9 protein-coding genes and 1 riboswitch are annotated in these 14,125 nt (G+C 63.9%); of the genes, 7 read left to right on the top strand and 2 right to left on the bottom strand.

Going from position 1 to position 14,125, the window contains the following annotated elements:
- Positions 1 to 7 precede the first annotated feature (7 nt).
- The 5 genes from HXS65_RS01020 (at position 8) to cobO (ending at position 10,037) form a co-directional block, all read left to right on the top strand.
- Positions 8 to 3,235 carry an FAD-binding and (Fe-S)-binding domain-containing protein gene (locus tag HXS65_RS01020; RefSeq protein WP_176492911.1) on the top strand — a complete coding sequence of 1,076 codons (3,228 nt, stop codon included), beginning with the start codon at positions 8 to 10 and terminating at the stop codon, positions 3,233 to 3,235.
- Positions 3,236 to 3,444: 209 nt separating this feature from the next.
- Positions 3,445 to 5,412: a sodium:proton antiporter gene (locus tag HXS65_RS01015; protein ID WP_077371798.1), complete on the top strand. Its 1,968-nt coding sequence runs from the start codon at positions 3,445 to 3,447 to the stop codon at positions 5,410 to 5,412.
- A gap of 282 nt (positions 5,413 to 5,694) precedes the next feature.
- Complete coding sequence (locus tag HXS65_RS01010) at positions 5,695 to 6,936, top strand: NupC/NupG family nucleoside CNT transporter (protein WP_077371796.1); 1,242 nt, start codon at positions 5,695 to 5,697, stop codon at positions 6,934 to 6,936.
- A gap of 158 nt (positions 6,937 to 7,094) precedes the next feature.
- A riboswitch (cobalamin riboswitch) is annotated at positions 7,095 to 7,336 on the top strand.
- A 131-nt stretch (positions 7,337 to 7,467) separates the two neighbouring features.
- Complete coding sequence (locus tag HXS65_RS01005) at positions 7,468 to 9,354, top strand: TonB-dependent receptor domain-containing protein (protein ID WP_176492910.1); 1,887 nt, start codon at positions 7,468 to 7,470, stop codon at positions 9,352 to 9,354.
- An 83-nt stretch (positions 9,355 to 9,437) separates the two neighbouring features.
- Complete coding sequence (gene cobO / locus HXS65_RS01000) at positions 9,438 to 10,037, top strand: cob(I)yrinic acid a,c-diamide adenosyltransferase (protein WP_077371790.1); 600 nt, start codon at positions 9,438 to 9,440, stop codon at positions 10,035 to 10,037.
- A gap of 15 nt (positions 10,038 to 10,052) precedes the next feature.
- Here the strand turns inward: cobO and HXS65_RS00995 are convergent, their stop codons facing one another.
- Positions 10,053 to 10,913, bottom strand: a complete 861-nt coding sequence (locus HXS65_RS00995) for an ABC transporter substrate-binding protein (RefSeq protein ID WP_176492909.1) — start codon at positions 10,911 to 10,913, stop codon at positions 10,053 to 10,055.
- Between the two features lie 257 nt (positions 10,914 to 11,170).
- On the opposite strand from HXS65_RS00995, the gene HXS65_RS00990 reads away from it, so the two are divergent.
- On the top strand, positions 11,171 to 11,998 hold the full coding sequence (locus HXS65_RS00990; protein WP_170877340.1) for an SIMPL domain-containing protein: 828 nt from the start codon (positions 11,171 to 11,173) through the stop codon (positions 11,996 to 11,998).
- Between the two features lie 130 nt (positions 11,999 to 12,128).
- Here the strand turns inward: HXS65_RS00990 and pyrF are convergent, their stop codons facing one another.
- Entirely contained in the window at positions 12,129 to 12,836 is a 708-nt protein-coding gene (gene pyrF, locus HXS65_RS00985; RefSeq protein ID WP_084209187.1) for an orotidine-5'-phosphate decarboxylase, read from the bottom strand.
- 293 nt (positions 12,837 to 13,129) lie between these two features.
- Here pyrF and HXS65_RS00980 point away from each other — a divergent pair, with 293 nt between their 5' ends.
- Complete coding sequence (locus HXS65_RS00980; RefSeq protein ID WP_176492908.1) at positions 13,130 to 13,501, top strand: helix-hairpin-helix domain-containing protein; 372 nt, start codon at positions 13,130 to 13,132, stop codon at positions 13,499 to 13,501.
- Positions 13,502 to 14,125 lie beyond the last annotated feature (624 nt).

Below are 14,125 nucleotides of genomic sequence, written 5' to 3'. Positions count from 1 at the left end.
CGAGATCATGACCGAACGCCTGCTGGATACGCCTGCCCCCGTCGATGCCCTCTACCTGGACTTCCTGGCCGCCCTGCGCGATGCAGGCTTTGCCGGTGACATCAGTCCGGACTACGCCAACCGTACCGTGTTGTCGACTGACAACTCACTGTATCAGGTACTGCCTCAGGCCGTGGTCTATCCACGTCATGCCGAGGACATCCAGTGCATCGCGCGGCTGTCCAACGACCCCCGCTTCGCGGCGGTCACCCTGGCACCACGTGGCGGCGGTACCGGCACCAATGGCCAGTCACTCAATGATGGTGTGCTGGTGGATGTGTCGCGCCACATGAACCGCATTCTCGAGATCGATGTCGAGAAGCGTCGCGTACGGGTCGAGGCCGGGGTGGTGAAGGATCAGCTCAATGCCGCGCTCAAGCCGCATGGACTGTTCTTCGCCCCGGAACTCTCGACCTCCAATCGTGCCACCATCGGCGGCATGATCAATACCGATGCGTCCGGCCAGGGGAGCTGTGAATACGGCAAGACTCGTGACCACGTGATCACGCTCGACAGCGTGCTGCTGGATGGCACGCGACTGGCGAGCCATGCCATCGACGATGCCGAGCTCGAGGCACTGTGCGCACGTGAGGATCGCGTCGGTGAAATCTACCGCACCGCGCGCGCCATCGCCGATGAGCGTGCCGAGGAAATCGCCGACATCTTCCCGCCGCTCAATCGCTGCCTGACCGGCTACGACCTCGCCCACCTGCGCGAGGCCGATGGGCGCTTCAACCTCAACAGTCTGCTGTGCGGCGCCGAGGGCACGCTGGGCTTCGTGGTCGAGGCCGAATTGAATGCCCTGCCCATCGCGCCCTGCTCGACGCTGATCAACCTGCGCTACGCGAGCTTCATGGACGCGCTGCGCGACGCCAAGACGCTGATGGCGGTCGAGGGCAACCGTCCGACTTCCATCGAGACGGTGGATGACACCGTGCTCAACCTGGCCATGCAGGATTTCGTGTGGGACAGCGTCGAGGAATTCTTCCCGGCCAGTGCCGAGGGCTCCCCGGCCATCGGCGGCATCAACCTGATTGAATTCAATGCCGACAGCGAAGCGGCACTGGACGCCAAGGTGGCCGCCTTCAGCGAGCATCTGGCCAGTGACACCAGCGTCGAGCGCCTCGGCTTCACCGAGGCGCGTGGGCGTGCGCAGATCAGTCGCGTCTATGGCATGCGCAAGCGCTCGGTGGGCTTGCTGGGCAATGTCGAGGGGGAAGCCCGTCCGCTGCCCTTCGTCGAGGACACGGCCGTTCCGCCGGAGCATCTGGCGGACTACATCGCCGAATTCCGCGCCGCTCTCGATGCCCGCGGCCTGCGTTATGGCATGTTCGGGCATGTCGATGCCGGCGTGCTGCACGTACGCCCGGCACTCGACATGAAGGACCCCGCCCAGCAGGCGATGATTCGCGAGATCTCCGACGAGGTCGCCGCCCTCACCCACAAGTACGGTGGCCTGCTGTGGGGCGAACACGGCAAGGGCGTGCGCTCGGAATATGCCCCCCGCTTCTTCGGCAGCCTCTATGGTGCGCTGCAGGACGTGAAGGCGGCCTTCGACCCGCGCAATCAGCTCAACCCGGGCAAGATCACCTCGCCCCGCCTGTCAGTGACGCTGGTCGATGACGCTGGCGCCAGCGAAGGTGGGAGCGAGAGCGAGAGCGAGAGCGACAAGCGTGATCACGCTGACAGCGCCGTCGAGGCCTTCGACCCCCACCTGATGCGCATCGATGACGTGACCATGCGCGGCGATCTCGATCGCCAGATCGATGAACGCGTGTGGCAGGAATACGCCAGCGCCGTCTACTGCAACGGCAACGGTGCCTGCTACAACTACGACCCCAACGACGCCATGTGCCCGTCCTGGAAGGCGACGCGTCAGCGCATCCATTCGCCCAAGGGGCGCGCCAGCCTGATGCGTGAATGGCTGCGTCTGGAAGGCAATGCCGGACGGGACGTGATCGCCGAGGCGCAGGCCGCCCGGACGCCGGGCCTCAAGGGGGCCGGCCTGTGGCTGGCGCGTCTGCCGGCGCGTATCGGCGCTTCGCTGAAGGCGCGTCGTGGTGGACAGACGCAGACTGGCGCTCAGGAGGCCGGCTTCGATCAGCAGGTCTATCAGGCGATGGCCGGCTGTCTGGCGTGCAAGTCCTGCGCGGGCCAGTGTCCGATCAAGGTCAACGTGCCGGACTTCCGCAGCCGCTTCCTCGAGGTCTATCACCATCGCTATCAGCGTCCGCTGCGCGATTACCTGATCGGCAGCCTCGAGTTCGTGCTGCCGTGGGCCGAGCGCGTCACGCCGCTCTACAACGGCCTGCTGTCCAATCGCCTGGTCAGTCGTCTGCTGGAAGGCCCGATCGGCATGGTCGATGCCCCACGCCTGTCGCGCGCCAGTCTGCGCAAGCAGCTCAAGAGCTGGGGCGTCTCGGAGGCGACCCCGACCCAGCTCGGCCGCCTGACCGAGTCCCAGAAGGCCAGAAGCGTGATCCTGGTGCAGGACGCCTTCACCAGCCACTTCGAGGCCCAGCTGGTGATGGACATCATCGAGCTGCTGTCACGACTCGACATTCGGGTGTTCGTCGCGCCCTTCGCCCCCAATGGCAAGCCGCTGCAGGTACAGGGCTTCACCGGCGCCTTCCAGCGCACCGCGCGCGCCCAGGCCAAGCGTCTCAAGGCGATCGCCGATTTCGGCGTGCCGCTGGTCGGCATCGACCCGGCGATGACCCTGACCTATCGTCAGGAGTACGTGAAGACCCTCGGCCCGGACGCCGTGCCGGATGTCCTGCTGCTTCAGGAGTGGCTGATCAGCCTGCGCAAGCTGCTGCCGGTGGGTGTCACCAAGACGGTGCTGGGCAAGATGGACCCGGGCCTGACACTCCTGAGCCACTGTACCGAGAGCACCAATGCGCCGGGGTCCGCCAAGGCCTGGCAGCAGGTGTATGCCGCCTTTGGTCTCAGCCTCGAGACACTCTCCACCGGCTGCTGCGGCATGTCCGGCACCTATGGTCACGAAGCGCGCAATCTCGAGACCTCACGTGCCATCTATGAGCTGTCGTGGAAGGCGGTGGTCGAGGACGAGGCCAATCAGGGCAAGCTGGTGGCCAGTGGTTATTCCTGTCGCAGCCAGAGCAAACGCTTCTCCGAACGTCAGCTGCCGCATCCCCTCCAGGCGCTGCTGCCACTGGTGCGTCGCGCGCAGTGACAGCCAGGGGGCCCAGTGGCCGTGCAGGAGGAATGACATGAGGGGAGCGCGATAAGGCAACGCGACGTTGCATACCACGGAATCAATCGCTAGTCTGCGCCCTTCCGGCCAGCCGTGATGTTGGCATCTGGCCGAGACAAGACGATTCGATGAGCGGTGACCGCGTCAGTGGCACCGCTCATTTTCGCTGACTCCAAGGAAGCTTCCCGATGACGGAACCCGCACTGGCCCTGACCCTGATCGGTCTGATGGCTCTCGGCTGTCAATGGCTGGCCTGGCGCATGCGTCTGCCCGCCATCCTGCCGCTGCTGATCGTTGGCATCCTTGCCGGCCCCGTCACGGGCTGGCTCAAGCCGGATGAGCTGCTGGGAGACCTGCTGTTCCCGCTGGTCTCGCTGGCAGTGGCGGTGATCCTGTTCGAGGGCAGTCTGACGCTGGACTTCAAGGACCTGCGGGGACACGGGCACATCGTCAGACGACTGGTGACCACCGGGGTGGTGATCACCGGCGTGATCGGTACCGTGGCGGCGCATTATCTGCTCGACATGCGCTGGGAGATGGCCGCCGTGCTCGGGGCACTGCTGGTGGTGACAGGCCCGACCGTGGTGATGCCATTGCTGCAGACCCTGCGCGCGCGCGGCAACCTGACCCAGATCCTGCGCTGGGAAGGCATCATGATCGACCCGGTGGGCGCGCTGCTGGCGGTACTTGTCTATGAGTACGTCGCACTGGGCATGACCGGCAATGCGGTGTCACATACCCTGGTGCTGTTCGCCCAGACCGTGGGCCTCGGCCTTGGCATGGGCGCGCTGGGCGGCTGGTGCTGGGGGCTGGTGCTGCGCCACTTCTGGCTGCCCCAGAAGCTGCACAACTTCGGCACCCTGATGGTGATGCTGGGACTCTTCGCCATCTCCAATACCCTGTTCCACGAATCCGGACTCCTGACCGTGACCGTCATGGGGGTATGGCTGGCCAACATGCGCGGCGTGCCTACCCAGCAGATCATCGAGTTCAAGGAGACGCTCACCGTCCTGTTGATCTCCGGGCTGTTTCTGCTGCTGGCGGGGCGCCTGACCGTCGAGCAGCTTTCGCTGCTGTCCTGGCCGGCATGGGTCTTCCTGGCCGTGTTGATGTGGGTCGCGCGCCCGCTGACTGTCTGGCTGTGCACCCTGGGCAGCGAATTGACGCTGCGCGAGAAGGCGCTGCTGGCCTGGCTGTCTCCTCGCGGTATCGTCGCGGCCGCCGTGGCCTCGCTGTTCGCGCTCAAGCTCGAATCCCAGGGCATCGAAGGCGCCGAGATGCTGGTCCCGATGACCTTCCTGGTCATCATCGGCACGGTGGTGATCCAGAGCTTGCTGTCACGCCCCATCGTCAAGGTACTGGGGGTCGGTGAGCCACCGCCCTCGGGCTTCCTGATTCTCGGGGCCAACTCGGTGTCGCGCCTGGTCGCCCGCGAGCTGGTGGATGCCGGCTTCTCGGTACGCCTGACCGATACCAACTGGGACGCGGTACAGGAAGCCCGCATGGCAGGCCTGCCGGTCTATTACGGCAACCCGCTGTCCGAGCATGCCTCACAGCATCTCGAGTTGACGGGCATCGGCCATCTCATGCCGCTCTCGCCCTATCGAGAGCTCAACAGCCTCGCGGCGCTGCATTTCGAGCACATTCTCGGCCACGGCCGGGTCTTCCGGCTCGCCGAGGACAATGGCAAGAATGCCAAGCGCCAGCAGGACCAGGCGCTCGGCCACCTGCCACTGTTGTTCGATGGTCAGGTCACCTACGCCAAGCTGGCCAGCCTGCTGTCACAGGGGGCGGAGTTCCGGCGTGCCCGCATCAGCGAGAACTTCAGTCTCGAGGACTATCGCCGGATTCATGATGACCGCCTGCTGACCCTGTTCTGCATCAGCAGCCAGGGCCGGATTCGCATCGCCAATTCCGCCGTCGCACTGGAACCCAAGGCCGGTGAGACGCTGATCAGCCTGATCTATGCCGACTCGCCTGAGCTGACCCGACCGGCACAATCCAAGGCGGACAAGGCCGAATCGAGCAAGTCATCCCAGGCCGCAGAAGGGGCAGGCTCTGACGCGAGTTCCTCCACCCGCTCCACCGCGAATCCCGGCACCGCCACGGGCTCCGGCCCCCTACCCGCCAGCCGTCTCCCCGGTGGCCGGGCCTGATGACGGCTTGAATGCATCCCGAAAACGGCATGCGCGCAGACAGCACGGCGCCCGGAGATGATGCCAACCCCCTGACCACGAGGCCCGCTTCCTGCGGGCCTCGTGGCGAATGGCGCACAGCCGCGAAGCGGGATTCACAAAAAATGCCTAAAACGTTAGTGGCAGACTCCGACAGCCGCCCAAAATGCTGGTAGAGTACGCGCCAGTTTTGGCAGCCCTGTCCGGCAGCCAGCGCTATTGCCTTGTCCTCAACGTAACACCTACGCATTCAGGAGCTGCTTGATGCAGATCGTCATGGGCCTGGTGGGCGTCTTAGCCCTCCTGGGGATCGCCTTCCTATTATCTGAAAACCGACGCGCCATCAGCTTGCGCACCGTACTGGGGGCCTTTGCCATCCAGGCATTGCTGGGGGCATTCGTACTCTACGTTCCCGCCGGCAAGAGCATGCTGCTCGGTCTCAGCGAAGGGGTTCAGGCTGTCATGTCCAGTGCCAACGTGGGCATGGACTTCCTGTTCGGTGGCCTGGTCAGCGACAAGATGTTCGAAGTCTTCGGTGGCGGTGGTTTCGTGTTCGCTCTGCGCGTACTGCCGATCATCGTGTTCTTCTCGTCATTGATCGCGGTGCTCTACCACCTGCGCGTGATGAACGTCGTGATCAGCGTGCTGGGTGGCGGGCTTTCGAAGATTCTCGGCACCAGCCGTCCCGAATCGCTGTCCGCCGCGGCCAACATCTTCGTCGGCCAGACCGAAGCACCGCTGGTCGTGCGTCCGTTCATCGCCGGCATGACCCGCTCGGAACTGTTCGCGGTGATGACCGGTGGCCTGGCCTCCGTGGCCGGTTCCGTGCTGGTGGGCTATGCCTCGCTGGGCATTGACCTCAAGTACCTGCTGGCAGCGTCCTTCATGGCAGCCCCAGGTGGCCTGCTGATGGCCAAGATGCTGATCCCGGAGACCGAATCCAAGACCCAGAGTGTCGAGGAAGCCCTGGGCAAGGACATCGATCGCCCGACCAACGTCATCGATGCTGCCGCGTCCGGCGCAGCATCCGGCGTGCAGCTGGCCATCAATGTCGGCGGCATGCTGCTGGCCTTCATCGCCTTGATCGCGCTGGGCAACATCATCATCGGCTGGGTCAGTGGATTGTTCGGCTATCAGGACATCACGCTGCAGCTGCTGCTGGGCTACGCCTTCGCGCCGGTCGCTTGGGTCATCGGCGTGCCGTGGCATGAAGCTATCCAGGCCGGCAGCTTCATCGGTCAGAAGCTGGTGCTCAACGAGTTCGTCGCCTTCGCCGACCTCGCCAGCCATCAGATCAAGCTGTCCGAGCATTCCGAAGCGATCATCATCTTCGCGCTGTGTGGCTTCGCCAATCTGTCCTCCGTGGCCATCCTGATGGGCGGCCTGGGACTGATGGCACCGAACCGCCGCAGCGACATCGCGCAGATGGGCATGAAGGCGATTCTCGCCGGTACGCTCTCCAACCTGATGTCAGCCAGTCTTGCCGGACTGTTCCTGTCGCTGTGACGCTCATCGCAAGCCTCGCATACGAGTGAGACACGCCGTCAGGTGACCTCTCGACAACGCCCGCCCAGTGCGGGCGTTGTCGTATCCAGCCTGCGTCACGAGCCAGCGAACGCCAGACCGGCAGACGACGGGGCCTGCCGATTGACTCCCTGTCGCCCTCCCCAGACAATAGCTCGGGTAGAAGCCTGGGTGCTCGGGAATCGGGTGAAAGCCCCGTACTGCCCCCGCAACGGTGATCGCAACGCTCATGCCGGTCGAGATGACCAGCCACTGCCTCCGGGACGTCCTCGTGACGACCCTCAAGGGAAGGAGGTGGGAAGGCGCATGAGGGGGTGAGACGTTCCAACAGGACGTCCGCCAGGCGTCAGTCCGGAGACCGGCCCTCGCTTCCACACTGGTTGATGCGGAGGGCCTCACCAGTGGCAAATTCGTCGGGATGTCCTTTTTCAAAGGGGCACGCCGCGACGATGTGCATCCACGCACCCTGTCACGCCTGTCCTCCTCATTGCGTCTGACGCTTGAGGATCATTCATGAATACTTACAAGACCCGTGGTCGCGCGCACGCGCAGGCCAAGTACACCCTCGTGGGCAGTCTACTGCTGCTGACACCTCCTGCCCTGGCGGCACAGGAGACCACCGCCCCTTCATCGGATAGCCTGGAGACCGTTCAGGTCACCGCCAATCGCATCCCCCAGCTGCAGAATGATGTGCTGGCCAGCACCGACGTCATCACGCGTGACGAGATCGAACGCCTGCAGGCCAGCTCGCTGGTGGACCTTCTGCAGTCGCGCAATGGCATCGAAGTCGCGCGCAGCGGTCCGATGGGGAGCCAGACCAGCCTGTTCATGCGCGGCACCGAGTCCGATCACACCTTGATCCTGGTCAACGGCCAGCGCATCGCCAACAGCGCCGATGGCCTGGCGCACTTCGAATTTCTGCCGCTGTCTGCCATCGAACGTGTCGAGATCGTGCGGGGGCCGCGCGCCAGCGTCTACGGCGCCGATGCCATCGGCGGCGTGATCAACCTGATCACGCGTGGCGGCAGCGAAGTCGGCCAGCACGCGGAAGTCACGCTGCGCGCCGGCAGCGACGGCACCTTCCGCCAGAACGCCCAGTTCAGCTCGGTGGAAGATGACACGCGTCTCTCCGCCAATCTCCATCATGATGAAAGCGATGGTTTCTCCGCCCGCGATACCGGCAGTGAAGATGATGGCTACGAGGCCACGGGCGCCGAACTGCGCCTTGGGCACGACTTCGGCCAGCGAGCCACGCTGTCTCTCGGCGTCGCCAAGACCGACACGGACTACGATTACGACGATTGCTACGACAGCAGCTTCAGTGCCTCTGAAGACTGCAGCGGAGAAGGTAGCCAGCTGGTACTGGATGCCAGCCTGCTGACCCACCTGAACCCGAACTGGGACATGACGGTCAGCGTGGCGCGTACGCGCGACGAGTACGAGAACACTGAAGCCGGCAGCGATGCCGGGCGTGTTGCCAGTGCCCGCAACGAGATCGGCCTGCGCCACGACTTCTACACCGACCTCGGCACGCTCAGCCTGGGGGTGGATCACCGCGAGGAAAGTCTGGACGCCGATGGCCCCTACTTCACCGCCGACGGCTATGAAGTGGACAGCCGCTATGCCACGGGGGTCTATGGCAGCTGGCAGCTCCAGCAACAACGCCATCACGTCACCACCAGCCTGCGGTATGACGATGACAATCGTTATGGTCATCAGATGACCGGTGGCTCCAGCTATGCCTATGACCTGACTCAGGCACAGCAGCTCGGCGCCAGCTACTCGAGCGCCTTCAAGGCCCCCAACCTGATCGACCTCTACAGCCCTTACGGCTCAGGCAACCCGGATCTGGATGCCGAGACCTCCACCACGGCCGAACTCTTCTGGCGTCTGCAGGAGCAGCGGTGGCATGTGGGCGTCAATGCCTTCCAGACGGATATCGACAATCTGATCAGCTACGAAGGCGCCGACTTCACGCCGATCAATATCGACCGCTCACGCATCCGTGGCATCGAGCTGAGCAGTGGCTGGAAAGGTGACGCGCTCAGCGTGAATCTCGCCATGACCTGGCAGGACCCGGAAGACCGCGAGACAGGAGAGCAGCTGAAACGTCGGGCCAAGCGCTTTGCGCGCCTGGATGCCGATTACGCCCTCGCCGACTGGAGCTTCGGAGCAACGCTGCGTGGCAGTGCCAGCCGCAGCGATACCGATGCCGATACCTACACGGACACTCGCACCGCCGGCTATGGCGTCTTCGACCTGCGCACCAGCTGGCAGGTGATGCAGAACGTCAAGCTGAGCGCCAAGCTGGAGAACGTCTTCGATCGTGATTATCAGCTGGTCAACGGCTACAACACCCAGGGGCGTTACGTCGAAGGCGGCGTGACCTTCTATTTCTGAGCACCTCTTACTGACGACGGGCCACACTCCTCACTGCGCCGCCCCGAGAGCGGCGCAGTGACAATGACTGACGGAGCACACGCATGACGGACCGCAATACCCGCCACAAGACGGCAATGGAAAAGCTCAAGTCACATGTCGACGACAAGGTGGCACAGGCCAATGAGGAGCGCGGCCAGCTGCTGGTCTTCACCGGCAACGGCAAGGGCAAGACGACCGCTGCATGGGGCACCATCACCCGGGCACTCGGCTATGGCTACAAGGTCGGTGTCATCCAGTTCATCAAGGGACTGTGGGAGTGCGGGGAGCGTGAGCGCCTTGCCGAGGATGCCAATCTGGAAGTCCACGCCATGACTACCGGCTTCACCTGGGACACCCAGAATCGTGACGCCGATACCGCGGCCTGTCAGGCAGTGTGGCAGGAAGCGAAGCGCCTGATGCGCGATGAAAGCGTCTATCTGGTCGTGCTTGATGAACTGACCTACATGGTCAAGTTCGGCTACCTGCCATTGGAAGAGGTGATGACGGCGCTGGAAGGTCGCCCCGAGGAGCAAACCGTCATCATCACCGGACGCAATGCCAACCGCGAGATCGTTGCCTGTGCCGATACCGTCACCGAGATGACCGAGATACGTCACGGCTTCAATCATGGCCTCAAGGCGCGCCGCGGCATCGACTTCTGATCAGCTCGACCCACGTCACCGCGCTGCGCGCTGCACCGAGATGGCATGGCAGATCTGCGCCATCGCCTCGACGCTGCGCGGCCCCGGACGGCTGACCGGGTTCGGATCCAGTCCGACAAGCGCCACCGAGGCCAGCGGGCCACCCCTGGCTCGCCAGGCTGCCTTCCAACGCTCACGGGGGGCGCCTGCGGCCACCGGATGCAGAATCAGCCGAGGCCCTGCCAGCCACAGCGCTTCACGGCGTATCTGAGGCACCACGGTGGGGGCGTCAGACAACAGCGGCTCTCCCCCGCAGCGGCGAATCAATTCATTGACCAGATGCCCTCCTGCCAGAGTCGTCATCGGGCTCTCGCCCAGCTGGAAGAAGACCGGCAAGGGCGCGTCGCCCTCCATGCCATCGCGCGCCTCCAGGTGACTGATGCGCTTCTCGAGACGCGCCACGTAGGCCTCTGCCTCGGGCCGGGTGCCCATCAACACCCCCAGGCGCTCGATATTGGAGAGCACCTGCGCCAATGTCCTGGGCTCGCTGAGGAAGGTCGTCAGCCCCAGCGCCGTCAGGCGCGCCTGCATTTCCGCGGACAGCCCGCTGCCCCACGCCACGATCAGCGCGGGTCTGGCCGCCAGCACCGCCTCCAGATTCGGCCCTTGATAGCTCGCGACACGCGGCAGCGTCTTGACCTGTGGCGGGTAATCACTGCCCTGGCTGACGGCGACCAGATGTGCAAGCCCTCCCGCCGCCGCGACCAGCTCCGCGGCATGGGGCGCCAGGGTGACCACACGATGAGCGGGCCGGGAAAGCGTCACCGTCTCGCCACCATCATCCACGACGGAAAGACTCGCCGCCCAGGCGAGCGACGGCATTGCGGTGAGCAGCAACGCTGACAGTCCCCCGAGGAGCGCGCGTCGCCCCTGAGATAGCGTGACGGTATTGATGGTATCGCTCCTGTATGACCGCGACGTCCCTGACGCCATGAGATGCCTGATCGAGGCACACGATCGCTTCAGCGCCTCTCGTGCGAAGTGCTATCGTGATCCACGCGATGTCGGACGTTCACGCCATCATTCTGTGTCAATATCGACATATGAAAATATCACCATATGACAATATCGCCATGTGCCAAAAAGGAGTTTCCATGCCCCGCATCCTGCCATCCGAAACTGCCGACGCGAGCTCAGGCGTCCAGCATTCCTTCCTGCGTCTAGGGCTGGTGCTGGCACTGAGTGCCGTCAGCGCCGTGAGTACGGCACAGGCTGACCAGACACCTGCACCGGCGCTTGTCCATGTCAGTGCCAGTGCCAGCATCGAAGCCGCGCCGGACAAGGCCAGCATCGAGGCGCGTCTCTGGGAGAAGACACCGGCCAGCAAGGTGGACGACAAGGCACCGGACAGTCAGAAGCAGGGAGAAGCCGCGCGCCAGGCCCGCCAGACACTGGAAGGCCGCATGAGCACGCTGATCCAGGCACTGGAAAGCGCCGGTATCGAGAGTCGCCTGATCAAGGCGGGCAGCCTGACCCTGCGACCGGAGCGCTACTACGAGCGCACTGCCAATGATCAGAACCCGCAGCAATGGCAGCGTACCCATCTCGAGCGCCCGATCAGCATTTCGCTGAAGAATCTGGACCAGGTGCCGGAGGTGATCGACCTGCTGTTGGGAGCGGGGGTGAATCAGCTGGCGGGCGTGCAATATCAGCTCAGTGATCGTGCAGCACTCGAGGACAAGGTACTGCAGCAAGCCCTGACCAAGGCACGCCACAAGGCCGAACTGATGGCCGAGACGCTGGGAGCGACACTGGGTGATGTGCAGTCGATCAATGAATCTTCCCAGAGCCCTCGCCCGCCGATGATGGCCATGCGCGCCGACATGGCAGAAGCCAAGAGTGGTGGCAACGAGTATCGTCCCGGCGAGCTGTCACTGGAAAGTGATGTTCAGGTCAGCTGGGGACTGACATCAGCCGACTGAGCGTCGACACCCCGAACGCCACTCTCAAGACGCCAGCCGCTTGTCCAGAGCCGCTGGCGTCCACGCGTGACGGAAGCTCGGCCTATCTCGAGAGTGACGCCCCGCGATTCACATCCCCTCGGGCGCTGACTTACGCCCGGCCACCAAGCTCCGTCTCGATGGCGGCAAGCGCTGCCATGGGATTCTCGGCCTGAGTGACCGGACGCCCGATCACCAGGTGGGTGCTGCCAGCCGCCATTGCCTCGCCCGGCGTCATGGTGCGTCGCTGATCACCGGCCTGGGCAAAGCTCGGGCGGATACCGGGCGTCACCTTGAGGAAGTCCGGCCCACACAGCGCCTTGAGACTGGGTGTCTCACGCGCCGAGCACACCACACCGTGCATGCCGCTTTGCTGGGCAAGGCTCGCCAGACGCTCGACCTGGGCCAGTGGCGTGACATCCAGACCGATACCCGCAAGATCACTCTGCTCCATGCTGGTCAGCACGGTCACGGCAATCAGGCGCGTCTCGAGCTGGCGCGTGGCCAGTGCACTGGCGGCGGCTTCCATCATGCGCGCGCCACCACCGGCGTGCACGTTGGTCATCCAGACACCGTGCTCGGCAGCCGCCAGCACGGCCTGCGCGGTGGTATTGGGAATATCGTGGAACTTGAGATCCAGGAAGACCTCGAAGCCGCGCTGATGCAGCGCCTTGAGGATGTCCGGCCCTACTCGCGTGAACAGCTCCTTGCCCACCTTGACGCGGCAGCGCGTCGGATCCAGCTGGTCCGCCATGGCCAGTGCGGCGGCCATATCCGGGTAATCGAGGGCGATGATCAGGGGGGAAGTCGTGGCAGGCATCCGGGCTCCGGGCAATGAGACTAGGCGCGATGACAGGGGGTCATGGGCTCGGGGCAACATTATAGCGCCCACCAACGCACCTGTAAGCTCAGAGAAAGCCGAATCGAATCAGCTCGCTATTCGCGCTAGCACTTTCGCGCGTTGAGCACTGAAGCACCCCCAGGGATGAGGAATCGTTTAATTCTTAATGACTACAAAACTCATCCTTCAGCCACAGTGATTCACGTGCTGGGCACAGGGCATCACGGCCCGACCAGACGCCCCGACAATCATCATGAAACAAGGAAAAGCTCATGAAAACTCTGATGGGATCACTCGTCGTCGCAGGCCTGATGGCTTTCACCCCTCTGACGCAGGCTGCCGAGATGAACATCAACACCGCCACCCCTGAGCAACTGACTCAGCTCAAGGGCATCGGTGACAAGAAGGCACAGGCCATCGTCGCCTGGCGCAAGGCCAATGGCCCCTTCACCAGCGTCGATCAACTGGCTGAGGTCAAGGGCATCAGTGCCAACACGCTCGAACGCATGGAGACGACACTGACGCTCGACAAGACCGGCAACAGCGCCATAACGACGGGTCAGCCGGTCAGCGACAAGGTCGCACCGAAGGTCAAGACATCCGGTGAGGCGACGCCCAGGGAGATCACCAGCAACCAGAGCTGACCAAGACGGCCGAGGTAAGGTCTCGACTCCCGCCACCCTGCAGGTGGTGAGAATCCACCGGCGAAAGACCAGCCTGGCCAGCGGCAGGGGAGTCCCGACAAAAGCAGCGCCGCAGACTTCCTGCGGCGCTGTTTCATCGTCGGGGTCAACACGACGCTGCCCGAGAAGCACGGCTTACATGAGGCGTTGCTTTCCTGCCACGAAAAAAAGCCGACCCGAAGGCCGGCCAGCGGGGTTTCCCCCTCCCCTGACGGTGAATCGGGCACCTGCATGCCCGATTCTGGCAGTGAAGCCATCCCTGGCTTTCCCCTTCCCCAAGGGGCTTCCTCAAGCGCCTGCCTCTGCCGGCAACCGACGCCCTGCAACTCCTCCCTGACCAGACGGTGGCCTGCGCCGCTTTCCGACACCTCGAAGAGTATCTCCCCCGAAGCATGATGCCCCATGCGGCATCCTCGTACGCCGCCCGTCTCGACATGAGCACTCTATCGCGATCATCGGCAGGCGAAGATGACATGCGTCAATTTCGAGAGCCTGGGTGGCATCACGCCGCTGCCTTCATGATCCACGTCAATTCATGGGCACTCCGCCCCCATGAATCCGTCCCGGAATGACACGCAGCAGACC

This window comes from Cobetia sp. 5-25-4-2 (genome assembly GCF_013374075.1).
GTDB classification, from domain to species: domain Bacteria; phylum Pseudomonadota; class Gammaproteobacteria; order Pseudomonadales; family Halomonadaceae; genus Cobetia; species Cobetia marina.
The sequence above is the reverse complement of the archived record's forward strand: the minus strand, read 5'-3'. Positions and strand labels throughout refer to the sequence as shown.

Excerpts from the sequence above, each read along its gene's own strand:
- HXS65_RS01020 (WP_176492911.1), top strand. The coding sequence starts at position 8 with ATGACCGAACGCCTGCTGGATACGCCTGCCCCCGTCGATGCCCTCTAC.
- HXS65_RS01015 (WP_077371798.1), top strand. The coding sequence starts at position 3,445 with ATGACGGAACCCGCACTGGCCCTGACCCTGATCGGTCTGATGGCTCTC.
- HXS65_RS01010 (WP_077371796.1), top strand. The coding sequence starts at position 5,695 with ATGCAGATCGTCATGGGCCTGGTGGGCGTCTTAGCCCTCCTGGGGATC.
- HXS65_RS01005 (WP_176492910.1), top strand. The coding sequence starts at position 7,468 with ATGAATACTTACAAGACCCGTGGTCGCGCGCACGCGCAGGCCAAGTAC.
- cobO (WP_077371790.1), top strand. The coding sequence starts at position 9,438 with ATGACGGACCGCAATACCCGCCACAAGACGGCAATGGAAAAGCTCAAG.
- HXS65_RS00990 (WP_170877340.1), top strand. The coding sequence starts at position 11,171 with ATGCCCCGCATCCTGCCATCCGAAACTGCCGACGCGAGCTCAGGCGTC.
- pyrF (WP_084209187.1), bottom strand. The coding sequence starts at position 12,836 with ATGCCTGCCACGACTTCCCCCCTGATCATCGCCCTCGATTACCCGGAT.
- HXS65_RS00980 (WP_176492908.1), top strand. The coding sequence starts at position 13,130 with ATGAAAACTCTGATGGGATCACTCGTCGTCGCAGGCCTGATGGCTTTC.